Annotated in this window: 15 protein-coding genes and 1 riboswitch; of the genes, 5 read left to right on the top strand and 10 right to left on the bottom strand. The window is 44.3% G+C overall.

All coding sequences use genetic code 11. The features are described 5' to 3' along the window. Window positions 1-304 precede the first annotated feature (304 nt). Both AC0VYG_RS01800 and AC0VYG_RS01795 read right to left on the bottom strand, forming a co-directional pair. Window positions 305-1,933, bottom strand: a complete 1,629-nt coding sequence (locus AC0VYG_RS01800) for a methyl-accepting chemotaxis protein (RefSeq protein ID WP_475430651.1) — start codon at window positions 1,931-1,933, stop codon at window positions 305-307. Between the two features lie 106 nt (window positions 1,934-2,039). Continuing rightward, window positions 2,040-3,659, bottom strand: a complete 1,620-nt coding sequence (locus tag AC0VYG_RS01795; protein ID WP_475430650.1) for a methyl-accepting chemotaxis protein — start codon at window positions 3,657-3,659, stop codon at window positions 2,040-2,042. Window positions 3,660-4,168: 509 nt separating this feature from the next. On the opposite strand from AC0VYG_RS01795, the gene AC0VYG_RS01790 reads away from it, so the two are divergent. The 3 genes from AC0VYG_RS01790 to rarD all read left to right on the top strand — a co-directional run bounded on the left by AC0VYG_RS01790 (window position 4,169) and on the right by rarD (window position 7,729). Then, complete coding sequence (locus tag AC0VYG_RS01790) at window positions 4,169-4,975, top strand: ATP-grasp domain-containing protein (RefSeq protein WP_475430649.1); 807 nt, start codon at window positions 4,169-4,171, stop codon at window positions 4,973-4,975. A gap of 208 nt (window positions 4,976-5,183) precedes the next feature. Beyond that, window positions 5,184-6,560, top strand: coding sequence for a histidine-type phosphatase (locus AC0VYG_RS01785; protein ID WP_475430648.1), 1,377 nt, complete (start codon window positions 5,184-5,186; stop codon window positions 6,558-6,560). A gap of 218 nt (window positions 6,561-6,778) precedes the next feature. Continuing rightward, window positions 6,779-7,729, top strand: coding sequence for an EamA family transporter RarD (gene rarD / locus AC0VYG_RS01780; RefSeq protein ID WP_475430647.1), 951 nt, complete (start codon window positions 6,779-6,781; stop codon window positions 7,727-7,729). Here rarD and AC0VYG_RS01775 read toward each other — a convergent pair. Then, a complete protein-coding gene (locus AC0VYG_RS01775; RefSeq protein ID WP_475430646.1) occupies window positions 7,707-8,432 on the bottom strand; it encodes a sulfite exporter TauE/SafE family protein in 726 nt (241 codons plus the stop codon). The genes rarD and AC0VYG_RS01775 overlap by 23 nt on opposite strands. Before the next feature lie 138 nt (window positions 8,433-8,570). Here AC0VYG_RS01775 and AC0VYG_RS01770 point away from each other — a divergent pair, with 138 nt between their 5' ends. Continuing rightward, on the top strand, window positions 8,571-9,473 hold the full coding sequence (locus tag AC0VYG_RS01770; protein ID WP_475430645.1) for a LysR family transcriptional regulator: 903 nt from the start codon (window positions 8,571-8,573) through the stop codon (window positions 9,471-9,473). A 258-nt stretch (window positions 9,474-9,731) separates the two neighbouring features. Here AC0VYG_RS01770 and AC0VYG_RS01765 read toward each other — a convergent pair whose 3' ends face one another. The 6 genes from AC0VYG_RS01765 to AC0VYG_RS01740 form a co-directional block, all read right to left on the bottom strand. Then, the gene (locus AC0VYG_RS01765; RefSeq protein WP_475430644.1) at window positions 9,732-10,208 is read right to left on the bottom strand and encodes a GyrI-like domain-containing protein; all 477 of its coding nucleotides are present in this window, start codon (window positions 10,206-10,208) and stop codon (window positions 9,732-9,734) included. An 86-nt stretch (window positions 10,209-10,294) separates the two neighbouring features. Then, the gene (locus AC0VYG_RS01760; RefSeq protein ID WP_475430643.1) at window positions 10,295-12,445 is read right to left on the bottom strand and encodes an FAD-dependent oxidoreductase; all 2,151 of its coding nucleotides are present in this window, start codon (window positions 12,443-12,445) and stop codon (window positions 10,295-10,297) included. 144 nt (window positions 12,446-12,589) lie between these two features. Continuing rightward, on the bottom strand, window positions 12,590-13,786 hold the full coding sequence (locus AC0VYG_RS01755) for an MFS transporter (protein ID WP_475430642.1): 1,197 nt from the start codon (window positions 13,784-13,786) through the stop codon (window positions 12,590-12,592). 106 nt (window positions 13,787-13,892) lie between these two features. After that, window positions 13,893-14,828 (bottom strand): DMT family transporter, encoded by a 936-nt coding sequence (locus AC0VYG_RS01750; protein WP_475430641.1) that lies wholly within the window; start codon window positions 14,826-14,828, stop codon window positions 13,893-13,895. Between the two features lie 169 nt (window positions 14,829-14,997). Then, a riboswitch (FMN riboswitch) is annotated at window positions 14,998-15,176 on the bottom strand. An 88-nt stretch (window positions 15,177-15,264) separates the two neighbouring features. Beyond that, window positions 15,265-16,347, bottom strand: a complete 1,083-nt coding sequence (locus AC0VYG_RS01745; protein WP_475430640.1) for a PA0069 family radical SAM protein — start codon at window positions 16,345-16,347, stop codon at window positions 15,265-15,267. Window positions 16,348-16,497: 150 nt separating this feature from the next. After that, the gene (locus AC0VYG_RS01740; RefSeq protein WP_475430639.1) at window positions 16,498-17,880 is read right to left on the bottom strand and encodes an MATE family efflux transporter; all 1,383 of its coding nucleotides are present in this window, start codon (window positions 17,878-17,880) and stop codon (window positions 16,498-16,500) included. A gap of 155 nt (window positions 17,881-18,035) precedes the next feature. Here AC0VYG_RS01740 and AC0VYG_RS01735 point away from each other — a divergent pair, with 155 nt between their 5' ends. Next, window positions 18,036-18,935: a LysR family transcriptional regulator gene (locus AC0VYG_RS01735; RefSeq protein WP_475430638.1), complete on the top strand. Its 900-nt coding sequence runs from the start codon at window positions 18,036-18,038 to the stop codon at window positions 18,933-18,935. A 331-nt stretch (window positions 18,936-19,266) separates the two neighbouring features. Here AC0VYG_RS01735 and AC0VYG_RS01730 read toward each other — a convergent pair whose 3' ends face one another. Beyond that, window positions 19,267-20,328 carry a LacI family DNA-binding transcriptional regulator gene (locus AC0VYG_RS01730; protein ID WP_475430636.1) on the bottom strand — a complete coding sequence of 354 codons (1,062 nt, stop codon included), beginning with the start codon at window positions 20,326-20,328 and terminating at the stop codon, window positions 19,267-19,269. Between the last annotated feature and the right edge of the window lie 246 nt (window positions 20,329-20,574).

Here is a 20,574-nt window from a genome sequence, read left to right as displayed (position 1 = left end):
TCCATCCAGTCATACTAATCAGCGAAGCATCCCTCATACCACCGTCGTATTTCAAGCCCAAGCTTGGGCGTTTAGCGATAAATTACAGCCTTATTACACATCCCAAAGACAACCTTGAATTCATTGATAGAATGGTTACTTTAGGAGCCATTCTATCAATGACCCGCGCCTAACAGCGTCTCTATACAAAAAGCCCGTCATGTCACTTCATGACAGCGTCGGGAAAGTTGAATTTGCCATTATCACTCTTCTGCTGGCCTTTAGGAGAAATAGGAGCAACCACAATGCTTATCACAAATACCTTTTAGACGGTGAAACGTTTCACTTGAGCGGTTACCTCACTAGAGTCTCGTAACGTTTCTCCCACACTTTTATTAATCGCTTGTGAAATCACCAGAATCTCTTTTGTCATTTCAGCTAACTGAGATAAGTTATCATTCACCTCATCGCTGACTTTACTTTGTTGCTCTGTTGCACTGGCCGTTTGGGCTGTAAAGTCATAGATACTCTGGGCAGAGCGTTTTAGATTCAAAATAGACGTATGGGTTTGTTGGCTACTGGCCACTGTTGTCTGCGCCATATTAACGCTTTCAGCAATCACCAAGACGGCATTACCAACCCCTGATTGCAATTCATTAATCATCTCTTGAATATCCGTCGTAGACGCCTGTGTCTTACTGGCTAAGTGACGCACTTCGTCGGCCACCACAGCAAAGCCTCGTCCCATTTCACCCGCCCTCGCCGCCTCAATGGCCGCATTTAAAGCCAATAAATTGGTTTGCTCGGCAATATCTAAAATCACGTCCAGTACCGTGGTAATTTGCTCTGAGCGTTTAGACAGTTGCTCAATGGCATCCGATGCGGTTTCAATTTGTGCCGCTAATTGATTGAGCATATCAATAGAGGATTGCACATTGGCTTCGCCACGTTGCGCTTGCTGGTTCAATACATCCACTTCTGACACGGTATCACTGGCATTTCGAGCGACTTCTGTGGTCGCCGAGCTCATTTCTTCTATTGCGGTGACGACAAAATCTAACGCCTCATTTTGTCGACTACTGAGTTGATCGGATTGCGCGGTAGCACTTTCTAAGTTAACCATCGCACCACGAATATCATCACAACGCGTTCTAATTTGTAAAATCAACTCCCCCAATCGACCAACGAACTGATCCAATTCGTTGCTAAGCACTCCGGTTTCATCCTTCTTTTTACTGTTAATACGGCGGGTTAAATCACCGTCTCCAGAGTTCATTTCGCGCACCCCATCGGTCACCTTACGAATGGCCCGTGAAATAGTTTGCGGAGCAAACCAAGCCAGCAACACACTTCCTACCAAGACAACGATGGAGAGCCCCCCGACGATGAGTTTAAAACTGGATGAATAAGACTGTATCGTCTGCTGCTCCAAATCAGAATACTTCATCACCAACTGTCCAGAAACATCATAGCGCTCACGTAAAGCCCCAAACTCCTGCTGATTTTTACCAAGAAATAAGGCCAACGCATCAGCCTGTTTACTCTCTTTGACCAACTCAATGATATGTAAGCTACTGGCTCGCCAGAGACCAGATAATTCATCGACTTTCACCAACACTTTTTGAATATCAGACAAATCGACGGTTAATTCCCTAAAACGAGCCATACGTTCAAGCGCTTGACGCCCATTTGTCACCACTTTTTGTTCATAGTCTGCCATGTGACTCGATAGCACATCTTGCTTAGCAAACACCATATCAGCCAGCGCTAAGCGAGACTGATACAAATCTCGATCCGCATTTTGTACAAAAGAAGCCCCTTCTACATATTTATTACTACTGGTTTGCAGATAGGACACTAAAAAATACGCGGCTCCCGCAACGAGTAAAAATACTAGGGATAACAAACTAAAAATAGCGGTATATCGACTACGAATGGTAGGTAACACGGTCATGATCATCATCCTTTATCATCATTTGCTGTGACTATTCAGGACAACATAACCTGAAAGCAACACTATCTAGACTAGGTATTATTTGTCACACTGGGTGACAAAACGCTTAGACAGTAAAACGCTTTACTTGCTTTGCTAAGGCATCGGAATTCGTCAAGGTTTCACTAACAGAGTTATTAATGCGTCGAGAAATACCCAGAACCTCTTTGGACATATCCGATAAGTTAGACAGATTTTGATTAATCTCATCCGTCACTTTACTTTGCTGTTCCGTGGCACTGGCGGTTTGCGTGGTGAAATCGTAGATCCGAGTTGACGACGCTTTGATCACATCAATCGAGGCGGCCGTTTCTTGGGTTAAGTCCACTGTTAACTTCGACATTTTGACACTCTCCGAAATAGATTGAACGGCATCGGTTACCCCAGATTGCAGGTCGTTAATCATATTTTGAATATCTGTCGTGGAGTCTTGGGTTTTGCTCGCCAAATTACGCACTTCGTCTGCCACGACAGCAAAACCGCGACCTTGCTCACCAGCCCGCGCCGCTTCTATCGCCGCGTTTAAGGCCAATAAATTAGTTTGCTCTGCAATACCCAGAATCACATCAAGTACCGAAGCAATGCGATCGGAACGGGAAGACAATTGCTCAATAACACTGGAGGCATTGCCCACTTGTTTTGCCAAGTCATCCAATTGTTGAAGAGAGGCTTTTAACTGTTTCGCTCCCTCATCAGCACAACGATTTAAGGCTTCCACCTCATCCACCGTCTGCGTTGCATTATGAGCCACTTCTCTTGTTGCCCCGCCCATTTCCTCTACCGCAGTGACAATAAACTCCAGCGCTACATTTTGCCTTTCACTTAAGCCCGCCGATTGTGAAGCAGATTCTCCAAGGTGATGCATTTCTTCACGAATATGTTCGCAGCCATGTTTTACGTCGCCAATGAGTTTGCCTAGACGGGCGACAAAGCTATCGAGTTCTCTGCTTAATTCCCCTGTTTCGTCTTTTTTGACGCTATTAATACGACGCGTTAAATCCCCATCGCCAGAGCTAATTTGGCGCACCCCAAAAGTCACTCGGCGAATCGCATTGGAAATGTTTTTAGGAGCAAACCAAGCCAATGAAATACTAAACGCCAATACGATCATGGCTAAAATACCTACTGACGTCTTAAAACTGTTTGCATAGGCATCAATACTGCTTTGTTCTAACTCTGCATACTTAGAAATCAACTCTTCAGATTGGTCATAGAGATTTCGTAAACTGGTGAAATGAGTTTGATTTTGGGCAACGAAAGCGAGCGTCGCACCATCATATTGTTTGTTGTCCACCATGGTGATAATACTCATGGTATTGTCTTTCCAGGATTTATATAAGGTATCGAATTTATTGAGTTTTTGGTGAATTTCGTCTACATCCTGAGTCATCGAAAGAAATGCTTGCATACGCTCCAGTGCTTGCTGGGCATTGCTCGTAATGTTAAGTTTTAACTCATCAGGATTCTGAGCCGATTTATCGAATACTAAAGACGCCAACGCGAGGCGAGACTGATATAAGTCTCGATCTGCGTTTTGAATAAGGGATGCCCCATCAGCAAATTTTCCAACACTACTTTGAAGGTAGGAAACTAAAATGAATGTGGCAATGACAACACTTAAAAAAACAGCGGTAAGGATACCAAAGGCAACTGTATATTTAGCTCGAATCGTCGAAAGGGTTAACATATTAGCGGCTTCCCTGTTTGGATCTGCCTCATTTCATATTGAAATAAGCACAAAATCCATTTTGTGATTTAATTCTGTTGCGAGGCAAATTGTCCAATATATACGCCTTCAACGTCTCCTTAATTTGCAACATCTATTTAAAAATGACACCCACTATAGAAACCCGCAAGGTGCTAAATGTGATATTTTGTAATATTAATACAAAACTTTGTACTCCTAATAAAAATCAAAGAGAAAAAAAATAATAACTCATTGTTTTAATATATTAATTTTTTATTTTCCCCATACTCGCTATTTAAAAAAAAGTAACACAAAAGCAATTTTCTCTTCTTTTCTCAGATACCTTCGCTTGTCTATGTATCATTTTTATCCATTTTCCCTTGATCCACCTCAACCATCCTCCTCTTTCCATCATCATCTTCAATATCCGTAATAAATGAAAAAATCGTTTCTTTTTTAAGCGGTTTGGCTCTAAAATCGCGCGATGTTTCGCTACTGACTATGAATAAATGAACATCATCTCTTTTGACGCCCTACGCACCTTACACTTACCCAATGTCCGTTACATCAAACCCGAATCCATGTATGACCATTTGGAAGACATCAAACAAGCAGACTGGTTGCTCTTCCCTCAATATTGGCAACTAAACGCCTTAGTACACGGGTTAAAAAAACGTATTTTTCCCAGTCTGGCGTCTTATATGATAGGGCATGACAAAGTAGAGATGACTCGAACGTTTCGAGTGGTGACGCCGCAACACCACCCCTATACCATTATTGCGGCAAACACACCTTACGAAGCGGATAAAATTTGGGACACCTTGTGTTTACCTTTCGTTGCTAAAATTCCTAAAAGCAGCATGGGGAATGGTGTTTTTCTCATTGAGACGATTGGCCAATGGCGCGACTATCAGGCAAAGACGGATGTGTTGTACGCACAAGAATATTTACCCATTGATAGAGACATACGAATCATTTGGGTAGGCAATAGGATTGTGAATGGCTATTGGCGTTTACAATCCGACAATGGCTTTCATAACAATATTAGCCAAGGAGGCCAAGTCGAGATTGGACTCATTCCCAAAGAAGCGCAAGATCTTGTCACCTACTTAGCACAGTCGCTGGGTATTAATCACGCGGGATTCGACATTGCCATGGTCGGCGCAACGCCCTATGTCATCGAAATAAACCGTATTTTTGGTAATCAAGGCATCGCCAGTATACAAAGTGATGTCAATACTGAGCTATTAAACTATTTAAACGAACAGCACTTATTGTCTACTGTGCCCATAACCGACCAGCCGATTGGGTTTTAAGTCTCGCACATAACCTGAAGTCTTGCACAACCGCCAAGCACTGTACCGTGATTATTCACCCACGGTGCGGTGTCTTGTCTCTTGCTGACCTCCGTCTTTGTTCTCTTTCTATGTAACATAAGTGAAATTGAAATGCCCTACTCTTGGCGCACAGATTGATCCTATGTGCATTCGACTAACAAGCAAGAGATTAAAGGAAAGAGCATTTATGAAAAAGTCCCTATTATTGCTGTTCACTATCGTTATCCCTCTGTCTGGCTGCAGCAGTCTAGACCAAAAACAGGTGTCGCCCAAACACTATGCGTATGGGACCAAATCTGTTTATCAACCGCAAGCCTCATTGGCCCATTACCAAGCTATTCCACACGGCTATCATTTGGTCTATACCGAACTGCTTGCTCGTCATGGATCACGTGCTTTATCCCGCCCAAAATATGACTATATCAGCTTGAAAATTTGGCAAGCCGCTAAAGCACAAAATGCCTTAACCCCACTAGGCAAACGTCTTGGGCCAGAAATAGAGCGCCTTATGGCTGCCAACCAAAAAATGGGATACGGTAATTTATCTAAGCGAGGTAAGTTAGAACAAAAAATGATAGGTGAACGTCTTGTGGAGCGAGACAAAAGCCTATTCGAGAGCGCGGTAAACAACCATCGACCCATTGAAATGGAATATTCAGGAAAAAAACGCGCAAAAGACAGTGGCTTAGCCTTTATATCAGGCATGGAGCAAGAGAACCCCGCCATACGCTCTTTAGTCAGCAAACCCATAGTAAACAAAGCCCAGCTCTATTTTCATAAACAAAAAAGCAACCAGTATTATCAAGACTATAAAAAGCATGATCCCGCCCTGCGCGCAGCCATTAAGCGGTTAATGAATCTTCCTAAAACCCATGAAATGGCACAACAAATGTTAGAGCGAGTTTATACGCCAGCTTTCGTTGCGCAATTAACGGCGGGGAAATTATCTTTTCTGCAGAAAAACAAAAGCAAGCCAACCATTTACAACGACGTTGACGCAGCGATACAATTGTTCAACTTGTACTTAGCGGCACCGGGACTTTCCTATGAGGCTGGCAAAAAACCTTGGCAGTTTATCGATTTTGTCACGCCGGCTGAGTCACAATGGTTTACTTATGTGCTCGACGGAAAAGACTTCTACGAGAAAGGGCCAAGCTTTACTGGCACAGACGTTACCTACCGCATGGCAAAAGTCTTAGAGGATGATTTCTTTAAGGAGATAAAAGGTATTCAAAACGGCAGTAATAAAAAAGCGGCAAAAATTCGCTTTGCTCATGCCGAAACGGTGATACCATTTGCCGCCCAAATGCACTTAAAAGGTAGTACTAAAAGCGTTGCGAAAGGCCAGCTATATCGCTATGAAAACAACCCATGGCGCGGCTCTTGGGTGTCTCCGTACAGTGCGAACATCCAGTGGGATGTGTATAAAAACAAAGCTGGCACACTTCTTGTTAGAATGTTATATAACGAAAAAGAAATTCCTTTTGCGAACCAGTGCCAGCCAATCCAAAAAGGCAGTTACTTTTATAAGTTTACTGAGTTAGAACACTGCTACGGTGAATAGCCCCCAGAACTAACTCAATAGAAAAAGAGCAAGCAACAAAAGCCAGCCATTACAAGTGAGCGCTTGATGGCTGGCTTTTTATTATTGGCTGTATTCTCTTATTACCTCCCTCTACCATAAGCGCCTTTTTCAACCGTATAAATTAGCTGACTTTCCAATCGATAAGTGCTAAAAGTACCGGATAAGTGATTGATTCATAGAAAACAATAAGGACGATAATGCCAAACTCTTCTTCTAAAAGCGGCGTTGCCTATGCTCTCGCTGCATTTGGCATATGGGCGATTGCGCCTATGTATTTTAAAGCCATGTCCTTTGTCCCCCCTATCGAAATTCTTGCCCATCGTATCGTTTGGTCTTGTTTGATTGTGTTTGTACTCATCATCGCCATGGGCAAAATCAGCAAAGTCAAAGCAGTATTTGCCTCCAAACAAACCGTTTTCTTCATGGCCATATCCACCTTATTAATTGGCCTCAACTGGGGAACCTTTATCTGGGCTATCGCTAACAATAAGTTGCTGAGCGCCAGCTTGGGGTACTATATCAACCCCTTGATTAGCATTTTGTTAGGTATGATTTTCTTTAAAGAAAAGTTGGACCGGGTGCGTAAAGCCGCCGTGGTTTTGTGCTTTATTGCCGTAGCGTTTGAGGTCATCCGCTTTGGTTCCTTGCCTTGGGTCGCGTTGTTACTCGCTCTGACCTTTGGGTTCTATGGATTAGTGCGCAAAAAAGTGGCGGTAGACAGCTTTACCGGCATGGCAGTAGAGACGGTTCTCTTACTACCAGTCGCCTTGGTGTATTTGTTTAGTATTCATACGCCCACCTCCAATATGCTGAAAAATACCGACCTGACCAATTGGCTCTTATTTGCATCTGGCCCAGTCACAATGATACCACTCATGTTTTTTGGCGCCGCCGCCAACCGAGTCAGTCTAACCACGTTAGGTTTTTTTCAATACATAGGGCCAAGCGGTATGTTTATCCTCGCCGTATTCCTTTACGACGAACCCTTAGCCCCCGCCAAATTAATCACTTTTGCGCTGATTTGGACGGCGCTGGCGTTGCTCATCTTTGACTCCATTCGCAAGCTACGCAAACCTGAAAAGTTGCTCAATGATGAGCCTCTGCTGGAGCAAAACGCCCCAACGGCTAAGAAAACAGAAACAATTTAGCGGCTGCCATCAGTGACATAATGCGAATTAACCATTTAAATTGCGAAGGGTTCACTTTTTTCAGAAAGTGAAAACCAATAAACGCCCCGATGGCTAATCCTGGCAGCGCTTGTAAACTGGTTTCTGTCGTCTTAACACTGAGCAAGCCTAAGCTGATATACATAGGAATTTTTGCCAAATTGATAATAAAAAAGCCCCATGCCCGCGTACTGACATACGACTCTTTTCCCAATTTCTGTTCTAGTAAAAACAAACTAAATAAAGGGCCGGCTGCGTTCGCAATCGTGCTCACAATGCCTCCCATGAACCCCATACCATAAGCCGCCAATGGATTTCGCATAAAAGTCGCCGGACGAAGATCTAAATACAAGCCCAAGGCAATCATGGCCACGATGATAACTCCCAGAAAAGCCACAAACTGATGCGCATCGATATTTGCTAAAAAATGTCCCCCAATCAACACCCCTAAAAATGCCAAAGGTAAAAAACGCGCTAATACACGCCACGAAATTTGTTGGCGATAACTGTACACGGCCATCATATCGGTAATGATATACAAAGGAATCAGAATACCGAGCGCCTCAGGGCCTGGAAACACCATCATCACCACTGGCAATATCAGCAAGCCCATTCCGCCGACGGAAAATTTAGAAAAGCCAGTAATTAAACCAGCGACAGATAATACCCAAAATGTGGTATCCAATTTTTTCTCCCAACTTATCTCACTTTCTAAGCCTTGTTATGAGCAACATTGCTCGGCTTTTGACGGTAATTATGATAAAAGAAATAATGAGTTAAAAATAATTTCATTTTATTATTATAATGATCAGGTATAAATATCATGAAACTGGATCAAATACGGGCCTTCATCGCCGTTGTCGAAGCGGGAAGCTTTCGCTCAGCGGCGGACAGCATTCATAAAACGCAACCCAGTATCAGTGCCGCCGTCAAAGCATTAGAGACACGCTATGGCCTGCAGCTTTTTGATCGTGACAGTTATCGTCCAACCTTAACCTCTGAAGGGCATGCTTTTTTTCGACAAAGCAAAAAGCTTATGTCACAGGTGCAACAGCTAGAACATCTGGGACACGACCTAGCCCACGGAGCCGCCACACCATTACGACTTTGTATAGGGCAAATGAGCCTCTCGGACGAGTGTTTAAAACTCATTAAACGCTTTCAGTACGCTTACCCTGACATCCCCTTAGAGATCACCACCGATCACCTCCATGGCGTTCAGGAAAGCCTCAAAAAAGACAATGCCGACATTGCCATTGGTCCCCGTTATGGATTGGATGACCAACACGCTTTTATTGAAATTACACGGATCGAAATGGTTACCGTCGCCACGCCTGAGCTGTTGCTTTCCATCAATGGAGGTAACAACAAAGTAAAGCAGCCGCAGCTGTATTCTACTCCGCAGATTATGGTGGAAGGGACCAACAACCATCAAGGTGACAAAGGCCACCGATATGTGCTTGATACCGGGAAACGTTGGTATATTAATGACTTCCAAGCAAAAAAGTCTTTGCTATTTCAAGGGCTAGGGTGGGGACGCATACCACGTTATATGATAGAGACAGAACTCGAAAAACGCATTCTAGTCACCATAGAAATTGAGAACTTCACCTCTCATAGCAGTATACCCATTTTTATGATTCGCTTACGCCAGCAAACGCAAAGCTCTCAAGCGAACCTGTTCTGGGAATTTATGAAAAATGTCACCCTACCAAAAGGCGAGTAATATCCCCAAGCCTTGGTCACTAAACACCCCATATGGGTCGATTCGGACATGAATAATTAATCTTAGCTAGGCACCCAAACATCATGCCTTATCGTGATAAGGCAAAGTGAGAAGTGCAAAAAGTGACGTGTCTTTTGGGGTATTTTGCAAATTTAAATAAAAATTATTTTACTGTTCAAAAAGTTGAGTAAAAAACAATTTCCAATCTAACGACTCGATACGAGTTTTACCGGAATCTGATTGGCCCCTTAAAATGTCCTATTCGGCTGTTTTTTGAATCGCCGACACATAAAGTGTTGCCATGTGAGTGTCTATATAATGCACATAGTCCGTTGTATAGGTACGAGTATAAAGACAACCCTCTTCATTAAAGAATTGGTGCGCTTGCTGCCAAGCCCTCATCACCGACTGTCGATGTTCCCCCATCGCGGCAAACGATAAGAAGCCACCTGCCTCTATCGTTACACTGGTAAGCTCATGATCCGTTTGAATTGGCTGCTTGTCCATATCCTCCGCTTTCGCACCAAGAATAAAATCTAAGTCATTATGCGTATTGGTATTGCGATAACGGCAAGCACCGTATAACTGACAGTCCTCCTCTAATTGAGGCAAAATATCAGTCATAAATTGATCCCACAATGGAGCAATCTTACCTAGCGTTGTCATCTCATTATGAGCTGTCGTCTTTATTCTCAACCCTTTAATTTGGATTGCGTCTTTAATATGATATGCCATACATTCTTCCCAATAGTACCTAACCACTTTCTTTGCGACTTCTTCTAAACATGAGGCAACATCAAGAATGCCCTAGAACCCCCTTTCTAGCCTCGGCGCCATGTGTGGTATTTCTCTACCCAACGCAGCAACCTATCTGGGGTATGGGCACGCTTCCACTCGCCCGCTGCATATTTATTTGCTTCTGCCCATGTTGGGTAGGTATGAATCGTCCCCAATACCTTATTCAGCCCCAGCCCATGCTTCATGGCCAGTACAAATTCGGCCAGTAATTCTCCGGCATGCTCACCAACAATGGTCACACCTAGAATAGTGTCTTTCCCTGGCACCGTTAGCACCTTTACAAAGCCTTTCGCTTCGCTTTCAGTAATCGCACGATCCAGATCATCCACGCCATAACACACCTTCTCAAAAGCAATGCCCTTTGCTTTGGCATCTTGTTCATTTAAGCCAACTCGCGCCACTTCAGGATCAATAAAGGTCGTCCAGGGAATCACTCGATAATCCGCACGAAATTTCTTAAATTGTCCAAATAACCCATTAACCGCTGCGTACCAAGCTTGATGGGCCGCCACATGGGTAAATTGGTAAGGGCCAGCCACATCGCCTGCTGCCAAAATGTTCGGGAACAAGGTCTGTAAATAGTCATTTGTTACTAGATGTCGTTTGGTTTCGATGCCCAATTCTTCCAAGCCATAGCCCGTTAATCGCGCTTCTCTGCCTACAGCACAAATGAGCGCATCGTATTCGACTCGCACTTCTGAGCCATTATGCTCAAGCCATACGCATTTTTGCCCGTTATTCATCTCACAGCGAACTGCCTTATGTTCCGTCAGCACAGTCACCCCATCGTTCGTGAGGGTCGCTCTAGCAAACTCACTCACGTCCGCATCTTCTCGGCTAAGAATACGGTTCGAGGATTCAACTTGTGTCACGTGAGAACCCAGACGAGCAAAGCTCTGCGCTAACTCACACCCAATTGGCCCACCACCCAATACCACCAAACGTTTTGGTGCTTCGTCTAACTGCGAGAACGTTTCCCATAAGGTATCACTGGTCAGATACCCAACCTCTTCTAATCCTGGGATATCCGGTACTGAAGGTTTAGAGCCCGTCGCCAGCACAATGCTACGCGTGGTTAAGCGCTGTGTTTTCCCATCCTGACGCTGTATTTCTACCGTCCAAGGATCAATGACTTTGGCATAACCTTGAATGACATCGACACCAAGCTGAGTGTATCGTTCCACACTATCGTGGGGCTCTATTTCCTCGATAATCTCTTGAATCCGTTCCATGACAGAACGAAAGGAAAATCGCGGTTCACAGCCTTCTAAACCATAATTCGCTCCGTGGCGCATTTGATGGGCCACTTTGGCACTCTTGATTAACGCTTTACTGGGCACACAGCCATAATTTAGGCAATCACCGCCCATTTTATGCGCCTCAACCAAACTGACTTTGGCTTTTACTGTTGCCGCAATGTAAGCACTCACCAATCCACCCGCTCCTGCACCAATAACAACCAAATTACGATCAAACTGTTTTGGCTTGGTGTAAGCGCGATAAACGCGTCGGGATTTAATTGCCTCCGTCAATTTTTTTGCCAACAGAGGAAACACGCCGAGCAACACAAAAGACAGCAATAAGGACGGCGACAAAATGCCAGACAAACTGTCCAAGTGACCGATCTGAGTACCGGCATTCACATACACCAGCGTTCCCGCAAGCATTCCGACTTGACTGACCCAATAAAAGGTCACCGCTCGGATCCTAGTTAGCCCCATTAATAAATTAATTAAAAAGAAAGGGAAAACAGGCACCAAGCGTAAAGTAAACAGATAAAAAGCACCGTCTCGCTCAATACCTTCATTAATCGTACTAAGACGGCTACCAAAGCGGGCCTGTACCACATCTTGCAGCAAATAACGGGACACAAGAAAAGCACAAGTCGCACCAATCGAACTGGCAAAGGACACCATCAACACCCCCCACCCTAGACCAAATAAGGCCCCAGCGGCCAATGTCATAATGGCAGCCCCCGGCAAAGAGAGCGCGGTAATCGCAATGTAGAGTAAAAAGAAGGCGCCATACACCAGTAAAGGGCTCTTATTACGCCACATTTCAAACTGTTCTAACCCTGATTTTAAGCCATCCAGTGTCAGCAGACGGTTTAAATCAAAATAGAAAAAGCCGACTACCATCAGCACAATGACAACAAGCAGTCCGATTTTTTTCATATAGCAAATCCATTAAGTCTATGTTACTGAGTATACGCATTAGACGTTAGAACAGGTCGATTTCTTACGGAGAAAGTATGCATTTACTTAATATATTCAAGAAGCGCATTAACCCATGCACAATAAGACGAACGACGAGAGGTTCTAAGAAGGATTTGAAGGTAAACGACCTGCTAAGAAACTAAAAAGCCCACCTAGCACACACAAAAACAGCACCAGCAATACCAAGCCTTCAGTATTCATTAAGGCAATCATGGCGGCGAAACTTGGCGGCCCAATGGTGGCTCCTAAATTTCCTAACTGGGCTATTAAACCGTAGCCTTGGGCCTGTTCGCCCGCAGACCGAGTAACCAATGGAATCATCGACAAAGCCGACCCAGGCACCATACCCGCCGATAGCACCATCAAGCTAACAGACAGCGCAAAAACAATAGGATAAGACTGACTAAAATGGGCGAACACCGCTCCCACAGCAACCGAGGAAAACGCCAACAAGGCGACGCGTTGTGGGCGCATCACATATTGGGATAACGCCCCCGCCAAAAATGTGCCAGCCGTACTGGTTAACGGCAAGGTGATACGCAACAAATTTCTTAGTTTCTCGTCCGAAATCAACGTCGGAATATACGTCAGAAGGGACACCAACATACAGGTGTAAAACAAAAACACCAAAGCCGGCATCAATGTACGGGGCGTCTTATACATATTGCGTAATTGCGTCCAAAAACCTAACGAGGACGGAGCACTTTGATTCTCATAAACCGATTTGTATTGACTGAGCAGCCACCATAAGACAAGCGCCATACTGCCAATGAGCACCCCATGGACAAGCAAAAGCCCCTGTAGACCATAGGCACTCAGCAATTTATTGCCTAGCCAACCAGTTATAGCAAACGCCACCCCAAAGAAGGTACCCCACAGGCCCATGGTAATAGAACGGTGTTGGGGCGCACTTAATCGCGCAATCATGGTTGGCGCAGCCACCACGACACCTAACTGCGACATGCCTTCTAATACGCGAAGTACCAGCATTGTTATAAAGGATGGCAAAAAGGATTCAAGAACGGACAGCAAAGAACCAATGGCTAGAGCACCCACTAACACATTGAGATACCCCATGCGCCCTGCGACCACACCTGCAGACGCCCCAAAAATCAAGCCGACAATCCCCACCACAGAAATCAACGCCCCAGTCCAAGCAGGCCCGGCTTGATAATGAGTTAACAGTTCATCATAAGAAATGGAAAACTTCGCGAACTGCATCGCCGCCGCCACCCCAGAAACCCATAATAAAACCACCTCAAACCAATGGGTTTTCTGAGGCTGCGCCATGTCAGACATAAACTCTTCCTTTTTAACGTATTCATTCCAATGGGAATACGCCTGTGTAATGGATCAAAAAGCTCGCCATTATACACAATATAAGATGTCTCAATAACCACTCAAATTAAGCTTGTTGAGCAGGCACCGCTAAAGGTGGCGCTTTCAAGTCTCGCAGACGAAGCCCCACATTCCCCAAAATTAACATGATCGCCCCAATAATCTGGTAGCTGGTTAAGCTCATATCTAAAAAGAACCAGTTAATACCTGCCGCAAAGACAGGAAACGACATTTCTGCCAAGGTAGCAAATTGTGCGGGGACGGATTTTAATCCCTGATAATAAAACCACATACCAATCAGACCACTGAGTAATGCCATCACCACGACAAGCCCGACTTTCGTCATGGGCATGGCTACCAGGCTAGACGGCATCATCATGGCTAAAGGCACCAGTACACACAAACCGGATAAAAAGCGTCCTGACAGGATGGCGTTGGCAGGCACCCCTTGATAAGAAAGGTACTTACCACATACGGTAGCAGCGCCCCACGCAGCAACAGCAATTAAGGTAAATCCATAGCCTTTTAAAATATCAATATTGTTATTGGTATAGTGCCACTGAGCGCTACCAAGGGAATGAATATCTGGCCACATCATGACAAGACTGCCCGCTAAAATCACCACCGCCCAGCGCACAAAATGCCCACGTATACGCTCTTTTAAGAAAAAATAAGCCAGTAAAATCGCGACAATGGGTTGCAGTTTTTGCAGCAAAATAACCACTGTCGGGTTGAGGTAGTGAAAAGCTTGGGTAAACGCCAAGGTGCCCAACGCCGACCCGACACCGCCAATAAAAAATAAGCAGCCAAACGAGGTGCGTGATAAATGCCGAAAGGCATAACGGTGACGAAACAATAACGGGCTGGTGACTAACACCAAGGTCAGATGTTCCATCAGAACTATCTGTAAAGTGGAAAACCCCGCGTTTAGAAGGGGGTAACGAATGAGAGTATCTAATGCCCACGTGAAACACGCGATCATAATAAACAATGTGCCTGCCATCTTGTTTGTCTCCTAAAATTAAGATGCACAGGGGTGATGAGGAATATACCAAACAAAGCAGTACTTCACGCTCGTCATACACGACGCCTAAAGCACGCATACCAAAGCCGGATGACCATCATTTAACGGCGTAGCCTTAAACGACTTTCATCAAGCATTAGTCTATCTGGTCGATCTTCTATCATCCGGACTATAACCGTCGGCTCTGGCGTCTCACCAGATCTGCTGACCCTTTTTCCTGCATCCTCCCTTAGGAGATCATCTGAAAAAGGCGCTCGCGGGCTGATTACGAAGCATGGCTTGTAATATACCGCCGGTGGGGAATTTCGCCCCGCCCCGAAGTTCGATTTAGTAACATTCTATTGGTAAATAGAGTGAGCTATTACTTTACCGCGACACATCCAGACAGACAACCACAAAAATTTGATCGAATGTATCAAAACAATGAAAACTGATCCCCTACTTTGGCTGGCACAGTAAACTGACTGCAATCAAACCGACTCAATCGTTCATCAGACAATCCATATTTGCGTCTTGCTAAATGAAAACGTTGGTTAATGATATCGGCAAACAGACCTTCCCCTGTCATGCGCTTACCAAAGCGACTGTCGTATAGCTTGCCACCGCGCATGTCCATAATACGCTGCAACACATGGGAAGCTCGGTCGGGATAATGCTGTATCAGCCACTCTTCAAACAATGGCGCAACTTCATGGGGCAAACGCAGCATAATGTAGTGAATAGATTGGGCTCCAGTGTCTGCTGACGCCGCAACAATCTGTTCCATCTCATGATCATTGATAAACGGAATCACCGGTGCCACCAGAACAGTCACGGGAATGCCCGCCTCACGTAACGCTTTAATCACCTGCAAACGCGTTTTTCCTGAGGCGGTTCTGGGCTCTAGAATACGCTTTAAATGATTATCTAACGTCGTCACACTGATTGCCACGTGCACCAAATGCTTTTGAGCCATCTCAGTGAGAATATCTAAATCACGCAGAATCAAGGTACTTTTGGTAATTAAAGACACAGGCTGACCATAGGCCAAACACACGGACAACAGCTGGCGAGTTATTCCCAGTTGCTTTTCTATTGGTTGGTAGGCATCGGTATTGATCCCCAACGCAATCGGCTCACAACGATAGCTCGGATGAGCAAGCTCTTTCTCAAGAAGCGCCGCCGCATTCAGCTTTGTGGTTAACTTGGTTTCAAAATCCAGCCCTGGTGATAAATCCAAATACGCGTGGCTTGGCCTTGCAAAGCAATAGACACAACCATGCTCACAACCTCGATACGGATTCACCGACAAGGTAAAGGGAATATCCGGGGAGTTATTACGGGTGATAATCGTCTTAGCCGTTTCGTAACGAACTTGTGTTTTTGGCGATGACGTTTCGAGCGCCTCGACAGAGACATCATTTTCGTCCACTTCCACTAAGGTAATGGCAAAACGCCCTGCTAGGTTGCTCGCTGTACCACGACCTTTTATGGGTTTATTGGCAGAAAAATCAGACATAATAGCACCCCAATATACTGTATATAAATACAGTATATTTTATTTATGCTATTCTAGCAAAAACGATTAATGAGGGGCGGTTAAAGTGAGCTAAACTGACCTGCTAAATGGAATGACCTTCTCGTATCCTGTCACGCTTAATCTTCCCCCTTAAGAGGTCACGGCTGCTTTTTTGATCATCTGAGTGTTCTCACCGCGATGCTGTTTCATCAGAGCCTTTAAGTTCATTAATAGCATAGGTAATACAATCATTGTGAAAGCGATGTTTGATAACGGGACCGACAACCATACGCCTTCAATACCCAAAAACCTTGGCAAAATAAACAAGAAAGGCAATTGCACGATCATGTTTCCGACAGAGACAAACAAGGCTTGACCGCTTTTTCCTACCGCCACAAAGTAAATCGACGCCATAAATAAGAAGCCATCTAAAAATAACGCCATCAAATGCAAGCGGATACCCACTTTGGTGGCTTCAATCAAAGATCCATTAGCACCAGAAAAAAAGTGGGTGAAAAATTCAGGAAAGAGATTCAACACAATGACCACAACGACACCGGAACCAACCGTTACTGAAAACGCTAACTTTACCGTTTGGATAATGCGTTGGTACTGCTTCGCCCCCAAGTAATAGCTCACTGGCGGCTGCAAGCCACTCACCAAGCCTTCGGCAAAAAAGTAATAGCAACTGGCTAAATATCCAACGATGGCGAACGCTGCCAATTGTGTTGTGTCCCCATAAGTCATAAATAACCGATTATGCAGAGCGATGATAAAACTCATATAGATAAACATCACCAAGTTCGACGAACCAAGCTGCATGATCCTTTTAGCGATGTGTTTATCAAATTGATTCAGGGATAAAACAGTTTTTGCTTTAGGCGAGGTAAAATATTGTAAGCACAAAATGCAGGTAGCCAGCTGAGCGATCAAGGTTGCCACGGCCGCCCCTTTTAACCCCATTCCTAACATCCCTAAAAAGACATAGTCCAAAACAATGTTCAATAATGCTCCGACCACAATAAAGAGCGTCGCCATGTTCGGACTATCGTCATTTCGTACTAACATGGGCATGGCACTGGCGCCAATGGAAATTAACGCACCATAAGACATAATCTCAACATACTGCCAGCTTAGCACCAAGGTGTTCCCTACCGCCCCTTGTAACAGCAAGCCACTTTTCCCAAAAGTCGTAAACACCAAAGAAGCAAATAAGCCAATCCCAACGACTAAAAATAAAGACGTCATCAACGTTGATTGTGTCGCAGGAAGATTCTTCTCACCACGATATTGAGACAACACACTGCCGCCGCCCATACCGATAAGAAGACCAAAGCCCATTATCAGACCCAATAATGGAATCGCCATATTGATTCCAGCTAAGCCTTCGCTTCCCACATAATGCCCAACAAAGAAACCATCAATAATTTGATACAGACCACTCACCAGCATGGCGACAATAGAAGGAATCGCAAAGCGCCAAAAGGCCTGTGCAACCGATTTTGGTGGTTGAGTGGGTGTCACGGTTGGCATTTTGCCTCTCCCATTGCGTAAAAGTAGGAGAATAATATGATAAATTCAGATATAACAAAGTTAGTTACCATCCGCTTTTAGGATACATAACTGAGTCAGTAAACTGGCTTTGAAGACATACTTGAACTGGAGAGGTGTATGAACTGGAGAGGTGTATGAACTGGACCCTTGATCAACTACTCGCTTTTGTGACCGCCGCTGAATTAGGTTCCTTTTCTGCTGCCGCAAGAAAGCTTAACAAAGCACAATCACGTATTAGCAGCGCCATCTCCAATTTAGAGCTGGACTTAGGGTTTGATCTGTTTGATCGCCGCTCAAAGTACCCAGCGCTAACCACTTTAGGAAAAGAAATGCTGCCTGAAGCCCAAGCTATTCTGAATCAATGTTTACGCTTAGAATCACGAGCCTTAACCGCTGCGGGTCAGGAGCCGATCTCATTACGTATTGCCATTGACGAGGCGCTTCCTTTAGAAACCATCCATACTATTTTTTCCCAATTCGGCGACACCTTTCCCAACACTCATTTGGTCATTACTAATGGCTCCCAAGATGATATCGCCGTCGCCATTGCCCAACATAATGCAGATATAGGCTTAATGATCAGTAACCATGTACTGCCCGCTAAATTACAACTCCACCCGCTTGGCTATTTAAAAAAAGTGCTTATTGTTGGCAAGCAGCACCCTTTGGCTGACAAAGGCACGCTCAACTTGGCGCAATTACAACAATATCGACAATTCGTTTTATGCAATCGTTCAGGAGAGAATCGGGAACAAGCTTTAAGTCCTGATCATTGGGATATAGACAGCTATTATTTAATTTGTGAACTGGTGACACAAAATCAAGGATGGGCCATTGTGCCCGAGCACATTGCCAGCGCTCAGTGGTTTTCTCAGCAAATAAAAATTGCTAAAAGCGACGTACTATCTGATCGCTTTATTGAAGTTGGTATTGTCACACTTATCGAAAGCCCCACCTCAACACTAACGGATTGGATTATTGAGCAAACCCGTCAATTGATGACAAATCCCCCAAATGAAAGGGGAATGCAATAACAATGGGATGTTCCTATAAATGGATCTCTTACATCAGGAAGAGCTCAAAGGCTAACTACTCCACTTTTAGCAAAGACAAAATAGCGGTTAACTCTGCTACCGCTATATGAATGAAAGAGAGTAATTAAATGCTAACTCACCTTAGAAGGAGGCTTTGTTCTGACAAGTGTTGGCATGATATCTCGTATGATGAACGAGTGGGAGAAAGGATAGAGACACAGGCAAAAGAGCAGCACACCACTGTGACAGACAATGCTCTAAGTTACCTGTGGTCATATCAGTAACGATTCACATCGTAGAAATATTTTCCCTCACTTTTTCTGACGGCCCCTTAAACACAAGTCGTTTCAAATTTAGACTCGAATTCCTTATTACAAACAGCGGTTGAAGCTCGTTCTAGTAAGCGAGGTTCTAGTTCAATATGTTTTATCGCCAAGTTTGGATTCTCAATACGTTCTAAGATCAGTTTTGCGGCCCTTTCTCCCATTCTAAAACGGGGAATTTCTATTGTCGTCAAGGGAACTCGAAAAAGATCTAAATACGGCATATTATTAAATCCCACAACAGAAACATCTCTTGGACAACACAATCCGTTCTGCTCTAACTTTTCAATACACCCCAATGCAATGAGGTCATTAGAACCAATAACGGCACTAAATGGCACATTACGAGACAAAAGCTCCATGGCGGCTAATTCGCCTGCTTCTTGGCTAAATGCATCGGCAAAAACGATAAGGTTATCATCTATCTCAATACCATGTAGCTCCATCTGTCTACGATAGGCGACAAAACGTTCATACCCATCGGATATTTCTTGGGGAGCGGCAAGCAAAGCAATACGCCGATGTCCGAGGTTAAGTAGATGCTCAACGATTTGCGCCATCCCTGAATCGTTATCAATAACAATACGATCCACATTGGAGTTATCGACCGAACGCCCCACGGTAATCGCCGGAATATTATTCTCAGCACAATATTGGACAGACAGGTCTTCTCGAAACACACCCGCTAAGATAAATCCATCCACCTGACGACCACTCATCTTTTTGATCTCATTTAAGGCCCGCTCAACATTGTTTTCACAATAAGCAATATTCGCAGTATACCCTTCGTAGTTAAGAGCATTTAAGGTGCCTTTCAGTATGGCTGAAAAGACTGGATTTAGAAGATCAGGCATAATAATGCCAATGGTCATCGAACATCCTTTTCTAAGTGCATATGCCGCACTGTTTGGCACATATGAAAGCGCATCTGCGGCTTCTTTCACTCGTCGAACCTGCTCAGGTGTCACCATCTTGCTCGTTTTGGGATTAAGCGCTCTCGATACAGTAGATGTATTCACGCCTAAGTGCTCAGCAATATCCCGCAGTGTCACCTTTTTCTTTCCTGCCATTCAATTTCCTTAATAAATTTCTAAGACGCATAGCCAAAATAGCAAAATACTAGAATTGGCCATGATATCCAACAAACAACACAATATGCAAACGTTTGCAGTTTGTCAATTACATCCTAAAAAGTAGAAGGTCATGCATTTTTATTGACTGTGTTCGCTCCAAAAAGGTCTAGACTCGATAAATAAGCGTATGATTAAAGCATCTGATTTGTTATATGGAACCATTTAACAACGGACAACTCCTCT

Source organism: Marinomonas sp. 63XJN7_7_ISO-PGPR-S23-202, assembly GCF_056173505.1.
Note: the sequence above shows the minus strand (reverse complement) of the source record. Positions and strands in the feature narration are given on the sequence as shown.

Excerpts from the sequence above, each read along its gene's own strand:
- AC0VYG_RS01800 (WP_475430651.1), bottom strand. The coding sequence starts at position 1,933 with ATGACCGTGTTACCTACCATTCGTAGTCGATATACCGCTATTTTTAGT.
- AC0VYG_RS01795 (WP_475430650.1), bottom strand. The coding sequence starts at position 3,659 with ATGTTAACCCTTTCGACGATTCGAGCTAAATATACAGTTGCCTTTGGT.
- AC0VYG_RS01790 (WP_475430649.1), top strand. The coding sequence starts at position 4,169 with ATGAACATCATCTCTTTTGACGCCCTACGCACCTTACACTTACCCAAT.
- AC0VYG_RS01785 (WP_475430648.1), top strand. The coding sequence starts at position 5,184 with ATGAAAAAGTCCCTATTATTGCTGTTCACTATCGTTATCCCTCTGTCT.
- rarD (WP_475430647.1), top strand. The coding sequence starts at position 6,779 with ATGCCAAACTCTTCTTCTAAAAGCGGCGTTGCCTATGCTCTCGCTGCA.
- AC0VYG_RS01770 (WP_475430645.1), top strand. The coding sequence starts at position 8,571 with ATGAAACTGGATCAAATACGGGCCTTCATCGCCGTTGTCGAAGCGGGA.
- AC0VYG_RS01765 (WP_475430644.1), bottom strand. The coding sequence starts at position 10,208 with ATGGCATATCATATTAAAGACGCAATCCAAATTAAAGGGTTGAGAATA.
- AC0VYG_RS01760 (WP_475430643.1), bottom strand. The coding sequence starts at position 12,445 with ATGAAAAAAATCGGACTGCTTGTTGTCATTGTGCTGATGGTAGTCGGC.
- AC0VYG_RS01755 (WP_475430642.1), bottom strand. The coding sequence starts at position 13,786 with ATGTCTGACATGGCGCAGCCTCAGAAAACCCATTGGTTTGAGGTGGTT.
- AC0VYG_RS01750 (WP_475430641.1), bottom strand. The coding sequence starts at position 14,828 with ATGGCAGGCACATTGTTTATTATGATCGCGTGTTTCACGTGGGCATTA.
- AC0VYG_RS01745 (WP_475430640.1), bottom strand. The coding sequence starts at position 16,347 with ATGTCTGATTTTTCTGCCAATAAACCCATAAAAGGTCGTGGTACAGCG.
- AC0VYG_RS01740 (WP_475430639.1), bottom strand. The coding sequence starts at position 17,880 with ATGCCAACCGTGACACCCACTCAACCACCAAAATCGGTTGCACAGGCC.
- AC0VYG_RS01735 (WP_475430638.1), top strand. The coding sequence starts at position 18,036 with ATGAACTGGACCCTTGATCAACTACTCGCTTTTGTGACCGCCGCTGAA.
- AC0VYG_RS01730 (WP_475430636.1), bottom strand. The coding sequence starts at position 20,328 with ATGGCAGGAAAGAAAAAGGTGACACTGCGGGATATTGCTGAGCACTTA.